At 63.2% G+C, this 19,415-nt stretch carries 18 protein-coding genes; 2 read left to right on the top strand and 16 right to left on the bottom strand.

What is annotated here, in order from left to right; all coding sequences use genetic code 11:
* Positions 1-36 precede the first annotated feature (36 nt).
* From KOM00_RS04270 to KOM00_RS04255, 4 genes are all read right to left on the bottom strand, one after another.
* The gene (locus KOM00_RS04270) at positions 37-861 is read right to left on the bottom strand and encodes a metal ABC transporter permease (protein ID WP_216497599.1); all 825 of its coding nucleotides are present in this window, start codon (positions 859-861) and stop codon (positions 37-39) included.
* A gap of 364 nt (positions 862-1,225) precedes the next feature.
* Positions 1,226-1,978 carry a metal ABC transporter ATP-binding protein gene (locus tag KOM00_RS04265; protein ID WP_216497598.1) on the bottom strand — a complete coding sequence of 251 codons (753 nt, stop codon included), beginning with the start codon at positions 1,976-1,978 and terminating at the stop codon, positions 1,226-1,228.
* A complete protein-coding gene (locus tag KOM00_RS04260; protein ID WP_216497597.1) occupies positions 1,975-2,901 on the bottom strand; it encodes a metal ABC transporter substrate-binding protein in 927 nt (308 codons plus the stop codon). The genes KOM00_RS04265 and KOM00_RS04260 overlap by 4 nt, the downstream gene beginning before the upstream one ends.
* Positions 2,898-3,332 (bottom strand): Fur family transcriptional regulator, encoded by a 435-nt coding sequence (locus tag KOM00_RS04255; protein ID WP_216497596.1) that lies wholly within the window; start codon positions 3,330-3,332, stop codon positions 2,898-2,900. The genes KOM00_RS04260 and KOM00_RS04255 overlap by 4 nt, the downstream gene beginning before the upstream one ends.
* Before the next feature lie 300 nt (positions 3,333-3,632).
* On the opposite strand from KOM00_RS04255, the gene KOM00_RS04250 reads away from it, so the two are divergent.
* The gene (locus KOM00_RS04250; protein WP_216497595.1) at positions 3,633-4,364 is read left to right on the top strand and encodes a PilZ-like domain-containing protein; all 732 of its coding nucleotides are present in this window, start codon (positions 3,633-3,635) and stop codon (positions 4,362-4,364) included.
* Between the two features lie 219 nt (positions 4,365-4,583).
* On the opposite strand, the gene cobD is transcribed toward KOM00_RS04250, so the two are convergent.
* The 12 genes from cobD to KOM00_RS04190 form a co-directional block, all read right to left on the bottom strand.
* The gene (gene cobD, locus KOM00_RS04245) at positions 4,584-5,663 is read right to left on the bottom strand and encodes a threonine-phosphate decarboxylase CobD (RefSeq protein ID WP_216497594.1); all 1,080 of its coding nucleotides are present in this window, start codon (positions 5,661-5,663) and stop codon (positions 4,584-4,586) included.
* Positions 5,664-5,889: 226 nt separating this feature from the next.
* Positions 5,890-6,852, bottom strand: a complete 963-nt coding sequence (cbiB, locus tag KOM00_RS04240) for an adenosylcobinamide-phosphate synthase CbiB (RefSeq protein WP_216497707.1) — start codon at positions 6,850-6,852, stop codon at positions 5,890-5,892.
* Positions 6,852-9,308 (bottom strand): cobyric acid synthase, encoded by a 2,457-nt coding sequence (locus tag KOM00_RS04235; protein ID WP_216497593.1) that lies wholly within the window; start codon positions 9,306-9,308, stop codon positions 6,852-6,854. The genes cbiB and KOM00_RS04235 overlap by 1 nt, the downstream gene beginning before the upstream one ends.
* A gap of 106 nt (positions 9,309-9,414) precedes the next feature.
* Entirely contained in the window at positions 9,415-10,467 is a 1,053-nt protein-coding gene (locus KOM00_RS04230) for a cobalt-precorrin 5A hydrolase (protein ID WP_216497592.1), read from the bottom strand.
* A gap of 330 nt (positions 10,468-10,797) precedes the next feature.
* Positions 10,798-11,583, bottom strand: a complete 786-nt coding sequence (gene cobM, locus KOM00_RS04225; protein ID WP_216497591.1) for a precorrin-4 C(11)-methyltransferase — start codon at positions 11,581-11,583, stop codon at positions 10,798-10,800.
* Positions 11,584-11,746: 163 nt separating this feature from the next.
* The gene (gene cobI, locus KOM00_RS04220; RefSeq protein WP_216497590.1) at positions 11,747-12,457 is read right to left on the bottom strand and encodes a precorrin-2 C(20)-methyltransferase; all 711 of its coding nucleotides are present in this window, start codon (positions 12,455-12,457) and stop codon (positions 11,747-11,749) included.
* On the bottom strand, positions 12,457-13,674 hold the full coding sequence (cbiE, locus tag KOM00_RS04215) for a precorrin-6y C5,15-methyltransferase (decarboxylating) subunit CbiE (RefSeq protein ID WP_216497589.1): 1,218 nt from the start codon (positions 13,672-13,674) through the stop codon (positions 12,457-12,459). Before cbiE ends, cobI begins: the two co-directional genes overlap by 1 nt.
* Positions 13,675-13,862: 188 nt before the next feature.
* On the bottom strand, positions 13,863-14,933 hold the full coding sequence (locus KOM00_RS04210; protein WP_216497588.1) for a cobalt-precorrin-5B (C(1))-methyltransferase: 1,071 nt from the start codon (positions 14,931-14,933) through the stop codon (positions 13,863-13,865).
* Positions 14,934-15,012: 79 nt separating this feature from the next.
* Positions 15,013-15,666 (bottom strand): precorrin-8X methylmutase, encoded by a 654-nt coding sequence (locus KOM00_RS04205; RefSeq protein ID WP_216497587.1) that lies wholly within the window; start codon positions 15,664-15,666, stop codon positions 15,013-15,015.
* Positions 15,666-16,142, bottom strand: a complete 477-nt coding sequence (locus tag KOM00_RS04200; protein WP_268898978.1) for a sirohydrochlorin chelatase — start codon at positions 16,140-16,142, stop codon at positions 15,666-15,668. Before KOM00_RS04200 ends, KOM00_RS04205 begins: the two co-directional genes overlap by 1 nt.
* Before the next feature lie 51 nt (positions 16,143-16,193).
* The gene (locus KOM00_RS04195; RefSeq protein WP_216497585.1) at positions 16,194-17,492 is read right to left on the bottom strand and encodes a M16 family metallopeptidase; all 1,299 of its coding nucleotides are present in this window, start codon (positions 17,490-17,492) and stop codon (positions 16,194-16,196) included.
* 14 nt (positions 17,493-17,506) lie between these two features.
* Positions 17,507-17,956: a YqaA family protein gene (locus tag KOM00_RS04190; protein WP_216497584.1), complete on the bottom strand. Its 450-nt coding sequence runs from the start codon at positions 17,954-17,956 to the stop codon at positions 17,507-17,509.
* Between the two features lie 398 nt (positions 17,957-18,354).
* Here KOM00_RS04190 and aroF point away from each other — a divergent pair, with 398 nt between their 5' ends.
* On the top strand, positions 18,355-19,374 hold the full coding sequence (gene aroF, locus KOM00_RS04185) for a 3-deoxy-7-phosphoheptulonate synthase (protein WP_216497583.1): 1,020 nt from the start codon (positions 18,355-18,357) through the stop codon (positions 19,372-19,374).
* Positions 19,375-19,415: the final 41 nt, after the last annotated feature.

Raw genomic sequence — 19,415 nt, 5'->3', positions numbered from 1 at the left:
AAGTTAACCGGAACAATCAAAAAATTGGCGCAGGGTTCAGGGGTGACGCAGCAGGCTCCGGGCGGCGAAGGCGCAGAGAAAGACCGCGAAGTTGATCAGCACGATGGTGGCGCCGGTGGGGAGGTTCATGACGAAGGAGAGGGATATGCCGCAGACGACGGTAGCGACGCCGATTCCCGCCGCCGAAACGATGGCGGTCTTGAACCCCTTGGCGATCTGCAGGGCGGAAACCGCCGGCAGGATGAGGAGCGCCGAGATCAGCATGATGCCCACCACCTTCATGGCGAGCACCACGGTCAGGGCGGTGAGCAGCACCAGCACCGTATTGATGCGGTCCGTGTTGAGCCCGGAACTCTTGGCCAGTTCCTCGTCGAAGGTGCTGGCGAAGAGCTCGTTGTAGAACATGACCACGCCGGCGATGACGATGCAGAACAGGACCGCTGCAATGCCCAGTTCGCTGGAGCTGATGGAAAGGATGTTGCCGAAGAGGTAGCTGAAAAGGTCGATGTTGAAGCCGCCGGCGACGCTGGCGAGCAGCACCCCCGTCGCGATGCCGATGGCGGAGACCATGCCGATGGCGGCGTCGCCGTAGATCCGCGCCTTCTGGGAGAGCTTCAGGATCCCCAGGGCCGAGGCGAGCACCACCGGGATGATGGAGAGGGTCATGTAGACCGAGTGCAGCCGGAAAAAGAGGGCCAGGGCGACGCTGCCGAAGGTTACGTGGGCGAGGCCGTCGCCGATCAGCGAGAGCCTGCGCAGCACGAGGAACACCCCGAGCACCGAGCAAAGGATGGCGATCAGCGACCCGCCGATCAGCGCCCTCTGCATGAAGCCGTAGCTGAGCATCTCGTTCAGATTCATTTCAAAACCTCAGAATCGGGGCGAATGATTATTCGCCCCTACAGGAAAGCCGTTGTTATGCAGCGGAGGCCCGCACGGCACGGGCGAATAACCATTCGCCCGACGGTACCGGCCAGGATGCCGCGATTCGTTGTTGTGCCAAGGCAGCGTCCACGCGTAGGGGCGAATAATCATTCGCCCGACGGTGCCGGCCAAAAAGCCGCGATTCGTTGTTGTACCAAGGCAGCGTCCACGTGTAGGGGCGAATAATCATTCGCCCAACGGTGCCGGCCAGGATGCCGCGATTCGTTGTTGTACCAAGGCAGCGTCCACGCGTAGGGGCGAATAATCATTCGCCCAACGGTGCCGGCCAGGATGCCGCGACTCAATGCCGGTGGCAGACCAGGTGCTGGCCGTGCTCCCCGAAGAAACCGGTCATCTCGGGGGAACTGCAGAAATCGTCGAAACTGCCGTAGAAGATCACCTTCTTGTCCAGGTACAGCAGGTGCGAGGCGTACTTCCCTATGGTGGCCGTGTCGTGGGTGACCAGGAGCACGGTGCAGTTTCTCTCCCGGTTCATCTCGAAGATCAGCTTGTAGAAACTCTCCCTGGTCTCCGGGTCGAGCGCGGTGGTCGGCTCGTCCATCACCAGCAGTGCCGGTTCGTTCACCAGCGCACGGGCCAGGAGCACCCGCTGGCGCAGCCCCCCGGATAGTTCGCCGATCATGGCCCCCCTGATGTGGGAGATCCCCATCCATTCCATGGTCCGCTCAACGGCCAGGGCATCCTCCCGGGTGAAGCGCCTGGGGAACTTCTTGGCGGAGAGCCGCCCCAGGCGGACCACCTCGTCGACCGTGGCTGGAAAGTTCGGGTTGAAGAACTGCAGCCCCTGCGGCAGGTAACCGATCCGGTGCCAGTCGTGGAAGGATGCCTGCGGGCTCCCCAGCAGGGACACCTCTCCCGAGGTCGGAGCCAGAAGCGACAGGATGATCTTGACCATGGTGCTCTTGCCCGAGCCGTTGGGGCCGCAGATCCCGACGTAGTCGCCGGCGTTCACGCTGAAGCTTATGTCCTGCAGCACCTCGGTGCCGTGGTAGCCGGCGCAGAGGTTGCGGACGCTGAGAGCCTTGTCTTTCATTGCAGTCCCGTCTTCAGGTTTTGGAGATTTTCTTCCATGAGGGAGATGAAGCTGACACCGCGCTGCAGTTCGTCCCTGGTGACGTTGTGCCCGGCCCGCAGCGGGAGCACCTTGGCGCCTGTCTCCCGGGCGATGGTCTCGGCAATGCGGGGGCTCAGCAGCTCCTCGGTGTAGACGTAGTTCAGGTGCTCGCGGCGCATCACCTGCACCAGTTCGGCCAGCTTGGCCGGGGTGGGCTCGGCATCGGCGTTCACCGCCGAGGCGGAGATGTATTTGAGGCCGTAGCGCCTGGCGAGATACCCGAAGGCGTAGTGCCCGCCATGCAGCAGCACCTTCTTCGGACATTGGGCCAGGGTCTCCTTGAAACGCTGGTCCAGTACGGCCAGTTGCCCGTCCAGCTTCGCCGCGTTCTGCTCGTAATAAGCCTTGTTGGCCGGATCGCGGGCGACGTAGGCTGTCAGGATGTTTTTGGCGATGGCGCGGGCGTTGTCGAAGTCCAGCCAGATGTGCGGGTCGCCCCCCTTCCCTTCATGGGCGTCGTGCTCCCCGCGATGCTGGTCCGAGACCGGCCCCTGCACCAGCGGTATCCCCTTCCCCCCCTCGACCACCTCCACCTTGCCCCGGTCGAGACCGGAGATGATGTTGGCGCCCCAGGGCTCCATGACCGCATTGGTATAGACGAAGAGGTCGGCGCGGTTCACCCGAACCACATCTTCAGGACGCGGCTCGAAGGAGTGCGGCTCGACGCCGGGAGGAAGCAGCAGGCTCACCCGAGCCTTATCGCCGCCGATGGTCCTGGCGAAGTCGTAGAGCGGGAACAGGGTGGTCACCACCTGGAGTTTGCCGTCCGTTTGCTGCTTTTCCCTGCTGCATCCCGGCACAGCCAGGAGCAGCGCCAGAAGTAAGGCCATCAGCCATTTCATCGTTTTTCCTCGTTGTCGGCACAACCGCCGCACAGTCCGTTCAACTGCAGGATGTGCGAGAGCACCTTCCCACCGTTGCGCTTGGACACCTCATGCTCCAGCGCCTCGATGCCACAGGAGGGGATATCCTCGACCTTGCGGCAGGAAAGGCAGACGAAGTGGTGATGGTGCTCGCGGTTGCTGCAGAAGTAATAGTAGAGCTGGCGGTTCGGATGGATGACCTTGGAGAGCACGCCGCTTTCGGAGAGTTCCTCAAGGTTGCGGTACACCGTCGGAAGGCCCAGCCGGTCGAAACGGTCCTTCAACCTCTTCCAGAGTTCCTCGGGGCTCGCGTATCCCGGCTCCGCCTCGAGCATCTCGAGAATTGCCAGCCTCTTGGGCGTCGCCTTCATGCCGGCGGCTTTCAAGGCTGTTGCGTGACGCTGGTCCATACCCGCCTCTAAATAGAAATGATTTCGTTTTAGGATAGCCAGCATGGCCTTGATGTCAAGAAAAATATTGTAATTAAAAGACACTTTGCGTTAATATTCCAACGCTTCCGGTGATATGGCCCAGCATTTCCGGCCTTTGGCGGACAGAACCCGCTGCATGATTAGAAGAGTCGAACACGTCAACTTCGCTAGATCAGTTAGTTGCCCGCACCGCCGGCACTCGGGGCACCGTTGGCGTTTGTATTGCAGGCTGTAAGCAGCTGTACCTTTGTTGTTATTTCATTTGGTGGGCGGCGTCACATGCAAAACGGAACCTACAACTATAAGGACTACTTCCAACCGGGCCAGAAGGCGCGGGTCGAAGTGGCATTATCGGGGGATACGGTTTTCAATGACGGCGCGGTAGTCACCGAGATAAACGATACCGAGGTGCGTCTGAGGCTGTCCCGTGAGAAACTCCCCGAGGGTGTGCTGCTGCGGCGCGAAGCACCGCTGGTGGTCCGGGTCGGCATGGGCGGCAACAGCTATCGCTGCAAAGGGGTGGTGCTGGACGACCACGGCGAGGAGGACCTTCGGGTGGCCTTCACCGACCGGGTGACCCCCGAGGACCAGAGGGAATACTTCCGCCTCGGCACCGACATCCCGGTGATCCTGTTCAACGTTACCGCCGGCACCGCTGAGGAAAGCGGCACCGCCGGTCTGCGGGTGGCCACACAGAGCAGCCTGCCGAGGATCGTCAACATCAGCGGCGGGGGGTTGCGCACCGAGACCGAGATGGCGATGACGCGGGACGACATCGTCTATGCCACCTTCCATCTGCCGCTGCCCGAGCCGAAAGTGGTGCCGGTGGTTGCTCAGGTTATGCACGTCGACAAGATCGCGAGCGGCAACGGGGTGATCCACAACGCGGGCCTGCGCTTCATGCACATCAACGAGAGGGATCGCGACGCCATAGTCCGCTACGTCTGCAACGAAGAGATCAAGCGTATCAGGCTGTGCCGCAAGGACTTCTACTCGCTCTCCAACAGCTAGTTGCGGCGACCGCAAGGCCGACGGAACAACATGGTGTAATGCAGGAACTGACAAGGCCAACCGGGCAACCGGCTGGCCTCTTTTTTTGTCCTTTCCCCGGAACTCCCGGGATCGTGTGCCAGGCCATCAGTAAACCCGATCAGCTATGATCTCCCGCTACTCCCCTCTCCCTCCGGGAGAGGGTGCCCGCAGGGCGGGTGAGGGACGTTTTCTCGCCCCCTAGGCCAACTCTGTCGCCAATCCTCGCAGCAGCAGGTCATTTTCTTCCTCGAGCCGTACCGCGACCCTGAAGAAGCTGGCGTCCAGACCCTGGAAATTGCTGCAGTCCCTAATCATCATTCCCTTGGCAAGCAACGCCTCGCGCAACTGTCCCGCGCTCACCCCCGCCCGCAGTATCCGGACCAGCAGATAATTGGCCCGCCCCGGGAAGACTTTCAGACCGGGCACGTCCGCGAGGGCGGCGGCCAGTCGTGCGCGCTCCTCATCGACGTAGCTCCTGGTGCGGCGGCAGTAATCCTGATCCGCCAGAGAGGCGATGCCGGCCACCTGGGCCGCCGTGTTGACGCTCCAGGGATCCTGCTGGGCCGCGATTTCCGCAACCGTTTCCGCAGCAGCGATGGCGTAGCCCAGGCGCAAGCCGGGAATACCGAAGAACTTGGTCATGGAGCGGAGCAGGATCGCCCGCGGGTTCCGCACTACCAGGTGCTTCGCCGACTCCTCCTCGCAGAAATCGATGAAGGCCTCGTCCAGCACCAGGAAGGTTCCGCTCTCCCGGCAGAGGTCGACGACCCCGGCGATCTCACGCAGTGGCTGCAGGTTTCCTGCGGGGTTGCCCGGGTTGCAAAGAAAGAGCATGTCGTAGCCGTCGGCGACCCTTTGCGCCAGGGCTGCCACATCGAGGGCGAAGTCGTCAGCGGGGGACAGGGTGAAATACTCGATCTGCCACCCGGCCCGCTCCAGGGCCAGGGCGTACTCCGCGAATGCGGGCGCCACGACCAGGGCCTTCTTCCCCTGGAAAGTGCGCGGCAGCAGGTGTATCAGCTCCGTGGAGCCGTTTGCTACGGCGATTTGGGACGGTTCGACACCGTGGTAGGCGGCCAGCGCCTGTTTCAGCTCGGCGGCTCCCTTGTCCGGGTAATGGAGCAGGCGGTCCAGGCTCGCCGTCAGCGCCTCGCGCACCCCCGGCGCCATCCCCAGCGGATTTATGCTGGCGGAGAAGTCGATGATCCGCTCCGGCGCCAGCCCGAGGTTCCTGGCCACGGCGAAGACGTTGCCTCCATGTTCGTGTGCGATTGCCATAGCTTACCTTTTCCGCCCGCAGGCGGCCCGGTGGGACACCTATAGATATCCAGATCTGTACTCAAGCAGGCTGATGCTACCCTCTCTTATCAGGAGAGGGGGTGCGAACACCGCCTGTAGGGGCAAATAATCATTTGCCCAGCCGCGCGTGCCCCATTTGATGCCGCGGCAAGAGCGGCGAATGTCTTGCAAAAATCGGGGCGAATGATTATGCCCCGGCAGGTTGTTAAATACCCCCCACCAGCGCCAGCGCCGCAAGCCATCCGGCCACCAGCAGCGCCTCGCTGCCGTACATGAGCCGCACCACCCCGGCGTAGCTCTCCCGGGAGAGCGGCAGCAGCGGGTCGCCGATGGTCGGCTTCTCGATGATCTTGCCGAAGTAGCGGTTCGCGCCGCCCAGCCTGACGCCGAGGGCGCCGGCGGCCGCCGCCTCGGGGAAGCCGCTGTTGGGCGAGGAGTGGTTCCTGCCGTCTCTGCGCAGGATCCGCCAGGCGCCGCCGCCGTTCAAACCGCACAACGGAGCCGCCAGCACCATGAGCAGTCCGGTCAGACGCGCAGGCACGTAGTTGGCCAGATCGTCGAAGCGCGCCGAGGCCCAGCCGAACTCGATAAAGCGTTCGTTCTTGTACCCCACCATGGAGTCCAGCGTGTTAACCGCCTTGTAGGCGATGGCCAGCGCGGGGCCGCCCAGCAGCAGGTAGAACAGCGGCGCGATGACTCCGTCGCCGGTGTTCTCCGCAACGGTCTCCACCGCTCCCCGGATGATCTCGGGCTCGTCCAGCTCCGCGGTCTCGCGTCCCACGATGTACGACAGCGCCAGTCTGGCGGCGGGGAGGTCGCCGCTTTGCAGCGCCTGCACCACCTTGGCGGACTCCAGGTGCAGCGAACGAGCTGCCAGCGAAACCCAGGCGAGGTAGAGGGAGACGACGAAACCCGCGGCGGGAGCGAGCAGGTACGCCGCATAGACGAACGATGCGGCCAGCGCGTAACTGACGCCGACGGTGATAACCAGCAGCAGAACACCCGCCAGGCGGACGTTCGGGACCATGCGGCGCAGCGGCCCTTCGAGCGCGGAAATCAGCTCCCCGATACCGACCACCGGGTGAGGCAAAGCGCGCGGGTCGCCGAGAACCAGATCCAGCAGCACGGCGCCGAGCACTACGGCGATATGGGCGTCAATGGACATCATCACGCGACAGTGGTTTCAGGGCCCCCCTCCCGACCTTCCGGGGGAAGGAGGTTCGGCTCCCGGCCATCCTCTTGAGCAGGCGGCGCTGCATGGCTCCCTCTCCCGGAGGGGGAGGGTTGGGGAGGGTGAACCCGGAGGGGCGAGATGCCGCAGATCTGGAAGATCCGCTCCAGATCGAGGTGCTTTTCCATGTGCGCCGCGAGTTCATCGAACGGGTCCGGTGCAAGCGCCGCTTCCGCTTGCTCCGGGATCCCCTTCCGACGCCTGAGGCGGTTCAGGAAGGCGGTGCGGAAGCCGTGGTTGTCGAAGATCCCGTGCAGGTAGGTGCCGAAAACCCTGCCGTCGGCGGAGACGGCGCCTTCCTCCAGGTCGGTGTCGCTCCCGGAACGGCTGCAGATCCGCGCGAAGGGGCTCGCGCCGCTGCCGAGCACGCTTTCGCCCATGTGTATCTCGTAACCTGCGATTGCGGGGCTGCATCCCGGCGCCACCCCCTCCCCTGCCGGCAGCAGCTCCCCTTGGGCCTGGTGCGTCTGCTTCTCCTTCAGCATCGTGGTCACCACGTCCAGCAGTCCCAGCCCTTGCGCGCTTTCCAGGCTGGTCTCGACCCGGTCCGGGTCGTTCACGGTAACACCGAGCATCTGGTAACCGCCACAGATGCCGACCACCGCCCCCTGGAAGCGGCTGAGGGCATCGGCAATCCCCTGCTCCATAATCGAGACGAGGTCGGCGATGGTGGACTTGGTCCCCGGGATGATCACGAGGTCCATGGTCTCCACCAGCCAGGGCGAATGGATGTAGTACAGATCGACATCCGGCTCCGCCTCCAGCACCGCAAAGTCGGTGTAGTTGGAGATCCGCGGCAGGCGCACCACGCCCACGCGCAGCCTCTCTCCCGACTGCGGCTCTTTGGGCACGGCCGGTTTCTTCTGCAGGGCGACGCTGTCCTCTTCGGGGAGGGCAAGCCCCTTGAACCAGGGGAGCACCCCCAGGACCGGGACGCCGGTTCGGTTTTCCACGTACTCGATCCCGGAGGCGAGCAGGGAGGCGTCGCCGCGGAACTTGTTGATGATGACCCCCTTCACCAGCGCCTTCTCTTCCGGCGTGAGCAGTTCCAGGGTTCCCACTATCTGGGCGAAGACGCCGCCCCGGTCGATGTCTGCCACCAGGATCGCGGGAGCGCCCGCCATGGCAGCCACCTTCAGGTTGGCGATGTCGTGTTCGCGCAGGTTGATCTCGGCGATGCTCCCCGCCCCCTCCATGACGATGAAGGAATAGCGCTCGCGCAGTCGCTGGAAACTCTCCTCTACCTTCAGGAAGGCCTCGGGCTTGAAGGCGTTGTACTCCTTCACCCCCATGTTGCGCACCACCTTGCCCTGCACGATCACCTGGCTGCCGGTGTCCGAGTTGGGCTTCAAAAGGATCGGGTTCATGTCGGTGTGGGGGGGGATGCCGCAAGCCTCGGCCTGCACGCCCTGGGCGCGCCCGATCTCGCCCCCCTCGGGGGTCACCGCCGAGTTGAGCGCCATGTTCTGGGACTTGAAGGGAGCGACCGAGAGGCCGTGGCGCTTGAGGATGCGGCAGAAGCCGGCTGTCAGCACCGATTTACCCACGTCGGACCCGGTGCCGCAGAACATCACCGCGTGCGGGTCCGCGCCCGGCGCAGCGGTGTCCATGCCGGCTCTCCGCTTCCTGCGGTTGGGGTTCTGACTTTCGCCGCGGGTAGCGTAGCCGCGCGGGGTGACGATCCTGCCGTCCTTGCAGAGACGGGTCGAGGCGTTGCCGATGATGACGATAGAGAACATGTCGATGGGGTGATTCAGCATCTCCCCCAGCGTGGTGATGATGCGCTCCTCGCCGTCCCGGCAGGCGTTGCGGACGATGCCGACCGGTACCTGCGGGCCGCGCGCCGCGATCAGGATGGCAGCCGCCTCCTCGATCTGGGTGGTGCGCCCCTTGCTGCGCGGGTTGTACAGCGCCACCACGAAATCCGCCTCGGCGGCAGCCCTGAGCCGTTGACGGATCTTCTCCAGCGGGGTCAGCAAATCGGAGAGGGATATGACGGCGAAGTCGTGCATGAGCGGCGCGCCGAGCACCGAGGCCGCGGCCTGCACCGCCGAGACACCGGGCACCACGACGACCTCGACACCGGAGGGCGCGTCCGGCTCGTCGGCCAGTTCCAGGGCAAGTCCGGCCATGCCGTAGATCCCTGCGTCGCCGCTGGAAACAAGTGCCACCGTCTTACCCGAGGCGGCGACGGCGAGGGCCTGGGAGCAGCGCTCCACCTCGCGCATCATCCCGGAAGAGTACAGGAGCTTGCCGGCAAGGAGCGGCTGTATGAAGTCAAGGTAGGCCTGGTAGCCGACGATGACGTCGGCATCCTCGATGGCCTGTCGCGCCTCGAAGGTCATGTGGTTCAGCCCGCCGGGGCCGATTCCTACTACGTAAAGCTTGGACATTAAACGTGGACCTCTATCTCTTGATTGCCGTTTCGGGCATTGCCTGCAGCGCATCACCCCGACCGTCTCCCGCCCCTCCGGGGGGAGGAGCGTGGGACGGAGCGTTTTACGTTACGGAAAGCTGTGCGACAGCCAAAGTTACGTTGCCGTCCTTCACCTTGTTGAGGAGCAGCCTCCCCCCGTTGGACGCCAGCAGCGCCGCCGGCTCGGCGACACCGCGGGCGCCGATGGCATGAAAGGCATGCTCGGAGGGGGGCGAAGGAACCGCGACGCCGTTCAGCTCGTCGCTGCTGAAGAAAACCAGCGGAACAGCCTTCCCGTCCGCGTAGGCGAGCAGCCCCACTTCATCACCCTTGGCCTGGGCACTCGCCAGGCACTTGATGCTCCGCTCGGAGAGGGAGAGTTGCGCCAGGTGCCGCGCCACCACCGCCTCGATCTCCTCGGCCGTGGTCCCCCGGTTGCAGCCAACGCCGAGGCAGAGGTCGACCGGGCGCAGCACCAGGGTCCGTTCGAGGTCGACTCCGGACGACAGCAGCCTGTTGGTCACCAGGACCACGCCGCTTGCGCCGCTTTGGGCCGCCTGCTCCAAATCTTCCAGGAAAAGGAGATTTCCCTTTCCGCCGCAGTACTTCGCCACCTTCCCGGTCGGATCGACGACCGCGATCGTCCTCCCCTCCAGGAGCAGCGCGTTCAGTACCTTGACCCGGGACAGGTCCTCGATGCGCCAGCCGTTGTCACGGGCCAGCATGTCGAAAGAAGGGAGGTCGTTGACGTCCGTCGCGGTGGTGATCACCGCCGTGGCGCCGGTAAGGTCGGCACATCGGGCGGCAAGCGCGTTGGCGCCGCCAAGATGGCCGGAAAGGAGGGAAATGGCGAAGCGCCCGGCATCGTCCACCACCACGACAGCGGGGTCCTGGTCTTTGCCCTGCAGCAGCGCTGCGATGGAGCGAACCACGATGCCGGTGGCCATGATGCAGACGAAGCCGTCGAAATCAGGCCACAGCCTGGCCATCAGCGCCGGCAGCCGTTCCGAGAACGGGACCGCGTCGGCCGCGGCGTGCTTCTCCAGGACAAAGAGCGTGCCCTGCTGCAGTCCGCGCTTGAGCGTCGCACCTAGCTTGGCGCCGTTAGCGGTTATGGCGATGATGGCAACACGCATAAAGTCTATTGTCGTCCCCGTCATGACGGTTGGGACGTCGCTTCCCGACGGTGGGGATGTCGCTTCCCGACGGTGGGATGTCGCCTCCCGACGGTGGGGATGTCGCTTCCCGACGGTGGGATGTCGCCTCCCGACGGTGGGGACGTCGCTTCCCGACGGTGGGGATGCCGGTGTAGGGGCGAATAAATATTCGCCCAGCCGCGGTCGCCGCCACCGATGCCGCTGCCCGCGATCTAAGGTTCCCGTGTGGCTACTTTGCAGGGCGAATGATTATTCGCCCCTACAGATGCGGACGGTTTCGCGGGTTTAACGTAGAACGTAGAACGGGTTCTAAGCCAATATCCCTTCCCGGCAGCCGTGGCTGAACCCCTTGTCGTAGAGCAGGGACTTCGCCTTCATCCCTTCGCTGCGCGCCCGCAGCACGTCCCCCACCACGATGAGCGCCTGTTTGCCGATGCCGGCGTCTCTTACCTTGGCAGCGATATCCGCCAGCGTCCCGGTAAGCACCTGCTCGTCGGCCCAGGAAGCCTTGGCCACCACGGCGACGGGGGTATCCTCCGTGTAGGCACCGGAGAGAAGTTCCTCCACCACCTTCTCGATCATGGAGATGGAAAGGTAGATCACCAGGGTGGCGCCGATCTGCGCGATGTTGCCCAACTGCTCCCGCTCGGGTACGGGGGTCCTCCCGGCCAGGCGCGTGATCACCACGGTCTGCGACACCTCGGGGAGGGTCAACTCCTGCTTGAGGGTGGCCGCGGCGGCGAAAGCGCTGGTGACGCCCGGCACGACCTCGTAACCGATGCCGAGTTTGTCCAGCTCTTCCATCTGCTCCTGAATGGCGCCGTAGACGGAAGGATCACCGGTGTGCAACCGCACCACCAGCTCCCCCGCCAGCACCGCCTCGGCCAGAACCTTGGTGGTCTGCTCGAGGTCCATCCCCGCCGAATCGTAGACGCGGGCATCGGGCGCGTAGGTGAGCACCAGTTCGCGATCGACGAGGCTGCCGGCATAGACGACAACATCCGCCTCGCCCAGAAGGCGCGCCCCCTTCACGGTGATCAGCTCGACGTCGCCGGGACCGGCGCCGACAAAATGGACTATGTTCTCATGGGACATGGAAACACCTTTAAAAAAAGCATTAACGCAAAGACGCCAAGCCGCGGAGACGCTAAGAAAAAACGGAAACGGGGAAAGGCAGGCACATCCCTCACGCTTTACCCTTGCACCTCTGTGCCTCCGCGCCTTTGCGTTGAAGGAATAAAACCTGAACGGCCTTTGGCTACAGCGGGTTCTTCCTGACGATCAGCATGGAGAGGTAATCGAGCTTCTGCCCCACCAGGGCCTCCAGGTCGTGATGCACCTCTTCTTCGGCGGAACCGACCCGGCGCACGAAGACGCCCCCCTTTTCCCGCCCCAGCTCCTTGAGCGCCGCATAGACGGAATCGAACACCCGGTTAACCTTCATGAGCACCACGGTATCGAACTCCTCCAGGGTGCGTTTCAGCTCGTCCTTCTCATAGGTGGCGGGGAGGATCGCGATGCGCTCTGCCCCAAGGCCAAGCGGCAGACCGGAGATGGCCGAGGAGGCCAGGATGCTGGAAATGCCGGGCACCACTTCTATCTTTATCTCGGGATACTTGGCGAGGAAGATCCTGTGGATGTAGAGGTAGGTCGAATAGAGAAACGGGTCGCCGATGGTGACGAAGGCGACGTCCTTGCCGGCAGCAATCCGCTGCGCCACCTGGTCGGCGGCCTCCTCCCAGAACGGGTCCAGCCCCTGCTGGTCCTTCACCATGGGGAACAGTTGGACCAGCACCTCCTGGCGGCTGCGGTTGATGAACTCCTCGACGATGGAGAGGGCGTAGCTTCCCCCCTCGGCCGCACCGGTGGGAGCGCAGATCACGTCCACGCTCCTCAAGATCCGCTCCGCCTTCCTGGTCAACAGCTCCGGGTCGCCCGGCCCCACACCTACCGCGTAGACAACCGCCACTACTCCTCCCCTTTCCAGGCGGAGATGACGTACACCGGGTTGTGAGCTGCAAACATCTTGTAGTCGGTGAGGCTGCGGGTCTTGGAGATGTTGACGCAGGTGACTTCGACGGTGTAGCCGTGATCCTCCAGGAATTCCACAGACTTGGTCAGGGTATCCAGGGTGACCGCGTTGAGGACGATGAAGCCGTCGGGTTTGAGGCGCTTGTCGACCGCCTCGATGATCTCCTCCAGCATGCCGCCGGAGCCGCCGATGAAGACGCGGTCGGGATCGGGCAGGTCTTCCAGCCCCTCGGGGGCGAAGGCCTCGATCACGGTGACGTTGCGGGCCACGAACTTCTTCAGGTTTTCCTTGAGGTAGGTGAGGTACTGCGAATTCTTCTCCAGGGCGAGGATGCGCCCGTTGGGCATCAGGTTCCCCGCCTCGATGGAAACCGAGCCGCTGCCGGCGCCGATATCCCACATCACCAGGTCATCCTGCAGTTGCAGCTTGCCCAGGGTGATGGCACGCACCTCTTCCTTGGTGATCAGCTTCTTCGCGGTGGCGAACTCGTCGTCGCGGATGCCGATTACCGGATAGTTCTCGAGATTCGGCTCCCAGGTCTTGATCAGGATCAGGATGTTGAGCGGCGAGCACTTGAAGTCGACCAGCCCCCGGACGTCGGTCTTGGTGAACTTCTCGGTGGGAAGCCCCAGGTCCTCGCAGACCCAGGCCTCGTACCCCTCGGCGCCGCGGTGGATGAGCTCCCTGGCCATGACCGCGGGGGTGTTCACGCTGTCGGTGAGGATGGCGATCTTCTCGGAGGCTACGATGCGGTCAAGGGCCGGCTTGATCCCCCTGCCGTGCACGGACACGAAGGTGGCGTCATCCCAGGGCTCCTTGATCCGGGCGAAGGCGTACTGCACGCTGGTGACGTTGGGAAAGATCTCGATGCGCTCTTTGGGGAGGTTCCTGATCAGGAACCGGGCGACACCGAAGAAGTTGGGGTCGCCGGAGCCGAGGACCACGGTTTTCTTCTCCGTGTTCTTCAGGTACTCCAGCATGATGGAGAGGTCTTCGAGGAGGCGCTTCTCCCCTTTGAAGTCGGGAAAGATGTCCAGCAGACGCTTGTGGCCGACCAGGACCTCGGCGCTGTCGATCACCTCGAGTGCCTGTTTGCCGAACCCCTCCCATCCCTCGATGCCGGCGCCGACCAAATAGATCTTTTGTTCCGCCATGCCCCCCTCCTTTCTCATCACAATGTCAAAAAGCCTTCGATCAGCTAATCTTCCGACTAAGAGGTCCATCTCCCCTCTCCCCCCGGGAGAGGGGCAGGGGTGAGGGCGCTGCGATAGGCGATGCCGAGATTACGGCCCCCCCCCTCACCCGCCCTTCGGGCACTCTCTCCCCCGGGAGAGGGAACCGGTTACCTGTCAAAGTAAAGCATCTCCCCCTGGTACCCGGCCAGGAACACCCGCACCTTCAGCCAGGGCGCCAGTTCGGCGCAGACCTCTGCCACCTTGCCGCAGACCAGCTTGATCAGCGCCTTGTCGAAGCCGGAAGCCTCCAAAAGGTGACGCGCCGTGTTCGCTTCCCGCGCCAGCTTTTCCAGCTGCGCGGTCCCCGGGTTCTCCCTGAGCCAGGAGGCCACCGCCACCAGGTCCAGTTCGGAGGAAGTGACGTGGGTCTGCTCGTGGCCGCAGGCGATCTTCACCAGCTTGGCGAACTGCCCCGCCACGACCACCTCGGGGACACCTTTCCTGGCGCAGCTCTGCAGCGAGTACCCGAAATGGTCACCCATCATCACGAAGGATTCATCGGTCAGCTTGAGAACCCGCTGCACCGCCATCTCCGAACTGCGTCCCGTGGAGAGAACCACGGTGCGGGAGCCGCAGGCGAGCGCAACATCGATGGAGGTGTCCACGGTATCGGTCCATGCCCTGGTGGATATCGGCTTCACGATCCCGGAAGTCCCCAGGATGGAGAGCCCGCCGACGATCCCCAGCCGTTCGTTCAGCGTTTTCTTGGCCAGTTCCTCCCCGTTGGGGATGCTGATGGTGAAGGTGAGGGTGGCCGGTACGCAACGGAGGGCGAAGACTTCCTTCACCACCTCGAGGATCATGCTGCGCGGGACGGGGTTGATGGCCCACTCGCCCACCGGAACCGCCAGCCCCGGCTTGGTCACCTTGCCGATGCCGGCGCCTCCCTCGATCACGATGCGGTTCTTGGTGAACATGTCGACCCGCGCTGTGACGTGGATCTGCGCGCCGTTAGTCACGTCCGGATCGTCGCCGGCATCCTTGGTGACATAGCAGGAAGCAGTATTTTCGTGCAGTACGCCGCCCTCGATGCGGAACCGCGCCCCCTTGCCGCAAGGCAGCGTCAGCTGTACCTCGTCGACCAGGGTCTGGTCGCGCAGCATCTGGGAGGCGCCTTTAACGGCGGCAGCAGCACAGGCACCTGTGGTGAAGCCGTATCTGAGTTCTTTCCCGCTCATATTTCATCCCATCTGAAGACGAAAACATTGAAAGGTATTACATGAAAGCAGGCCGGGTAACGGGCCCCGGCATCAAAAATCAGATTGCTGTCCCAGCCTCGACGGCCTGGATCAGTATGGCATTCATCACCGCGGCCGCAACGTTTGAGCCGCCCTTGCGCCCGATGGTGGTGACGAACTGCAGCTGCGGGTATTCCCGCGCCAGTTCCCGCAGGGCGTCCTTGCTTTCGGCGGCGCCGACGAAGCCGACCGGCAAGCCCACTATCAACCTGGGGCGCACCCCTTCCTCGCGGACGAGCCTGATCAGTTCGAAAAGGGCGGTAGGGGCGTTGCCGATGACGAATATGCCGTTGTTTGTGTCTCGGGCCGCTTTACGCATGGCGAGGATGGAGCGGGTCACCCCGAGCTCCTTGGCCTCCCTGGCCACCTGCGGGTCAGCGACGAAGCAGGAGAGCTGCGAACCGAACTTGCTGAGCCGCTCCTTGTTCATGCCGGAAATGATCATGGTGGTGTCGGTCACGACACCCAGCCCCGCCCGGAGCGCCTCGATGCCGGCGGCCACCGCCCGATCCGTGATCACCATGCTGCGGGCGTAATCGAAATCGGCGCTGGTGTGGATGGCACGGCGCACCAGCGGCCACATCTGCGCATTCCAATCGTGCGGCCCCAGTTCCTCCTCGATGATGCGGAAAGACTCCGCCTCGATCTCCTCGGGGCGCAGGTGCACCGACATCAGTGCCACCTCTGCTCGGTCAGGCTCTCCGCCACCCTTTCGACCACGACCTCGGCGAGCTTGTCGTGCACGCCCAGGTGTTTGCCGAGCACCATCTCCACGCCGGGATGGCGTTTCTTCGCCTCCGCCAACTCCTCGGGGAGGTCCTCAAGGACATGTGCGCCCATGTAAAGGAAGTAGGGAACCAGGAGTATGCGCTCAGCACCCTGCGCCACGCAGGCGTCCACCCCCTGCTGGATGTTGGGTTGGTGCTGTTCCCGGAAGGAGACCTCGACGATCTCGAACTGCGTCATCTTCTGCACCCGTTTAGCGATCTCGTGCACCGCGTTATTCGCCTCGGCGATCCTGCTGCCGTGAGCCATCAAAAGTAATGCCGTCTTCATGTTTGCTCCGTCTGAAAAACCAGAATCTAAATTCCTAACGCAAAGTCGCCAAGCCGCAGAGCCGCAAAGAAAATCTTGAAGGTATGACTTCAGCTCCCCTTTGCGTCTTAGCGCCTCTGCGCCTTTGCGTTAAAGCCTTTTTGTTTAAAAACCCGCCCACCCCTTCTGGTACTCGCGGATAAGCTTCTCCACCGCACGCCTGGCGGGCGCCTTCCAGGGGCCGACGGCGGCAACTACGAGGTTCTTCGGGGCAAACAGGGTACGCGCCGTGAGCTTGAGCTCTTCGGCGCCGACGGCGGCCGCCTCGGCCCGATCCTCGTCGATGGTCCTGATCAGCGACATCAGCTCACCCCAGCCGTAACGGACCTGCATCTCGTAGGTGGAATCGGCGCTGTACTCGAGATCGTAGAAGTACCCTTCTTTGACCCGCGCCAGCTCCGCCTCCCCGACTTCCTCGAAGGCAAGACTCTTCACCTCGCGCAGCACCTCCGAAACCGCCAGCACCAGGTTCTCCGGCGCGGTGGCGAGCTCGATGGCGAAGGCACCGGTCTCCTCGTAGGCCGACAAGGACGCGTCGACGGAGTAGACGATGCCGAGCTTCTCCCGCAGCGACAGGTGCAGCCGCGAACTGCCGCCGCCGGAGAGAATCCGCCTGATCAGCCTGAGCCCCATGAGGCGCTTGTCCTGCCGGGCAAAGCCGCGGAAGGCGATCTGCAGGTTCACCTGGCTGTCCGAGTCCTTGACGAACACCGAACACGGCTCCTGCTGCACCTGGTTGGCCGGGATCGGCGGTATCGCGCTGCCGCCGCTCCAGCCGGCAAAGAACTGCTCGCAGGCGGCGAAGAACTGCGCGGAGTCATGCCTTCCCGCCGCGACGATGAGCGCGTTGCCGGGAACGTAGTGGTCGGCGAGATAGCGGCGCAGGTCCTCTTCGGTGATCCCCTTGATGCTCTCCAGGTAACCGATGGTGGGAGTGCCGAGCGGGTGGTCGGGCCACAACAGCCTGCTGCAGAGGTTGCTGGTGTTGGTCTCCTCGCCGCGCTCGTTGATGTCCTCCAGCGCCTCCTCGGTGATGATCCGCTTCTCTATTTCCAGCCCTTCCAGGGTCGGGGTCAAAAGCATCGAGGAGAAAAGACGTATCCCCTCGGCGATCTGGTCCGGATGAACGCGGGAGAAGTAGCAGGTGGTCTCCTCGTCGGTCGCCGCGTTGACGCTGCCGCCGATGGCCTCGAAGGCGATCTCAAGTTCCAGGTTGGAAGCGAACTCGCTGGAGCCGCGGAAGAGCATGTGCTCCAGGAAATGGGAGATACCGGCCTTGCCGGTGGTGTCGTTGCGGCCTCCCGCTTTTATGTAGATGGCAATCTCCGCGCTGTGCAGGTGCGGCATCTCGACCGAAACGAGGCGCAATCCGTTGGGGAGAACCTTCTTGGTACAGCTGAGCATCAAACCTCCGTACTTCAGAGTGCCGCCCCCTCCAGGGTGAGCCAGGCGACCGCCGCGTAACGTGCCAGCTTGCCGGTCAGGACCAGGAAGGAAAAGCGGATGAAACCGACCTGCAGCACCCCCCCGACCAGGCAGAGCGGGTCGCCGATCACCGGCAGGAAGCTTAACAGAAGCGACCACGAGCCGAAGCGTTCGTAGAACCGCTCCGCCTTCAGCGTGGCCTCCTCGTCCATGCGCAGCACCCGGCGCCTCAAGAAGTCGCCGCCGTAGAGGCCGATCCAGTAGGTGCTGAGCGCTCCGAGGTAGTTGCCGGCGGTGGCGACCAGGACCACGGCAACAGGATTTTGCCGCCCGATCAACAGTGCCACGACCAGCCACTCGGAGCCGAGCGGCAGCAGGGTGGCGGCCAGGAAACTCAGCAGAAACAGGGAATAAAACCCGTAATTGACCAGCCACTCGTGCATTCCGGTCAAATTAGCGGAAAGGGTGCTGATTGTCAAACAACATTGAATTAATTCAGGGCAAGCAAGTGCCGGTGAAAAGCGGGTCTGAGGCGGGGTGAGCGAGGTGCAACTTTTTTTGTTGACATTAGAGCCTTCGAGTGGCATTAACGCTGTCATGATCAACACCGGCTACTTTACCTTTACTAACTTTTACTTTTGGTACGGCTTTTATTTTAGGCCGTCGCCCCGGGTAGAGGTGTAATTTAGGTAGCAGGTACTAAATTCCGAACCGAAGCCGGGGTGGCAGGATTCTCCTCCCCCTTACGGTTCGGATAGCAGGTTACCAGAACATCATACTAAGGGCCGGGGGAGCAATCCTCCGGCCCTTTCGCTTTGGGGGAACCAAAAGGAGAGCGAGTATGATCGTGGTAATGAAGGCAGGAGCGGCAAAGAAGGAGCGGGACGCAGTCACCAAGAGGATCAAGGAACTCGGCTACACCCCGCACATCATCCGCGGCACCACCCGCGACGTGATCGGCGCGGTCGGCGACGAGCGTGGCAAGAGCGTGCTGCAGACGCTTGAATCGATGCAGGGGGTCGAAAGCGTGGTCCCCATCCTGCAGCCGTACAAGCTGGCCTCCAAGGAAGTGAAGAAAGAGCCGAGTGTCGTGCGCATCTCCGACACCCTCGCCATCGGCGGCAAGGAACTGATCGTCATGGCCGGGCCCTGTTCGGTTGAGAACGAGGAGCAGATCATCGAATCGGCCAAGGCCGTAAAGGCGGCAGGCGCCCAGATGCTCAGGGGCGGCGCCTTCAAACCCCGCACATCCCCCTACTCCTTCCAGGGGCTCGAAGAAGAAGGGCTCAAACTCCTCGCCAAGGCCCGCGACCTCACCGGCCTCCCCTTCGTAACCGAGGTCATCGACCCCGAGTCCGTCGACCTGGTCGCCTCCTACTCCGACATGCTCCAGATCGGCGCGCGCAACGCCCAGAACTTCGCCCTCCTGAAGAAAGTGGGCCAGATCAACAAGCCGATCCTGTTGAAGCGCGGCATGTCCATGACCATCCAGGAATTCCTGATGAGCGCCGAGTACATCATGAGCGAGGGGAACCAGTCCGTCATCCTGTGCGAGCGCGGCATCAGGACCTTCGAGACCGCCACCAGGAACACCCTCGACCTCTCCGCGATCCCGGTCCTTAAGAACAAGACGCATCTCCCGGTCGTGATCGATCCTTCCCACGGCACCGGCAACTACCACTACATCGCGCCGATGTCGTACGCCGCGGTTGCCGCCGGCGCCGACGGGCTGATCATCGAAGTGCATCCCGATCCCGAGAAGGCATCTTCCGACGGGCCGCAGTCTTTGAAGCCGAAGAAGTTCCAGGCCCTGATGGACCGGCTGAAGCTGTTCGCGGAAGCAGCAGAGAAGACGCTGTAAAGGCAGGGGCTGGGGACCAGGGGCCAGGGGGGGAAGGTTTT

Source organism: Geomonas diazotrophica (genome assembly GCF_018919385.1).
Classification (GTDB): Bacteria; Desulfobacterota; Desulfuromonadia; order Geobacterales; family Geobacteraceae; genus Geomonas; species Geomonas diazotrophica.
This window is presented reverse-complemented; position numbering and strand designations above follow the sequence as displayed.

Coding starts and splice junctions, on each gene's coding strand:
- KOM00_RS04270 (WP_216497599.1), bottom strand. CDS start 861: ATGAATCTGAACGAGATGCTCAGCTACGGCTTCATGCAGAGGGCGCTG.
- KOM00_RS04265 (WP_216497598.1), bottom strand. CDS start 1,978: ATGAAAGACAAGGCTCTCAGCGTCCGCAACCTCTGCGCCGGCTACCAC.
- KOM00_RS04260 (WP_216497597.1), bottom strand. CDS start 2,901: ATGAAATGGCTGATGGCCTTACTTCTGGCGCTGCTCCTGGCTGTGCCG.
- KOM00_RS04255 (WP_216497596.1), bottom strand. CDS start 3,332: ATGGACCAGCGTCACGCAACAGCCTTGAAAGCCGCCGGCATGAAGGCG.
- KOM00_RS04250 (WP_216497595.1), top strand. CDS start 3,633: ATGCAAAACGGAACCTACAACTATAAGGACTACTTCCAACCGGGCCAG.
- cobD (WP_216497594.1), bottom strand. CDS start 5,663: ATGGCAATCGCACACGAACATGGAGGCAACGTCTTCGCCGTGGCCAGG.
- cbiB (WP_216497707.1), bottom strand. CDS start 6,852: ATGATGTCCATTGACGCCCATATCGCCGTAGTGCTCGGCGCCGTGCTG.
- KOM00_RS04235 (WP_216497593.1), bottom strand. CDS start 9,308: ATGTCCAAGCTTTACGTAGTAGGAATCGGCCCCGGCGGGCTGAACCAC.
- KOM00_RS04230 (WP_216497592.1), bottom strand. CDS start 10,467: ATGCGTGTTGCCATCATCGCCATAACCGCTAACGGCGCCAAGCTAGGT.
- cobM (WP_216497591.1), bottom strand. CDS start 11,583: ATGTCCCATGAGAACATAGTCCATTTTGTCGGCGCCGGTCCCGGCGAC.
- cbiE (WP_216497589.1), bottom strand. CDS start 13,674: ATGGCGGAACAAAAGATCTATTTGGTCGGCGCCGGCATCGAGGGATGG.
- KOM00_RS04210 (WP_216497588.1), bottom strand. CDS start 14,933: ATGAGCGGGAAAGAACTCAGATACGGCTTCACCACAGGTGCCTGTGCT.
- KOM00_RS04205 (WP_216497587.1), bottom strand. CDS start 15,666: ATGTCGGTGCACCTGCGCCCCGAGGAGATCGAGGCGGAGTCTTTCCGC.
- KOM00_RS04195 (WP_216497585.1), bottom strand. CDS start 17,492: ATGCTCAGCTGTACCAAGAAGGTTCTCCCCAACGGATTGCGCCTCGTT.
- KOM00_RS04190 (WP_216497584.1), bottom strand. CDS start 17,956: ATGCACGAGTGGCTGGTCAATTACGGGTTTTATTCCCTGTTTCTGCTG.
- aroF (WP_216497583.1), top strand. CDS start 18,355: ATGATCGTGGTAATGAAGGCAGGAGCGGCAAAGAAGGAGCGGGACGCA.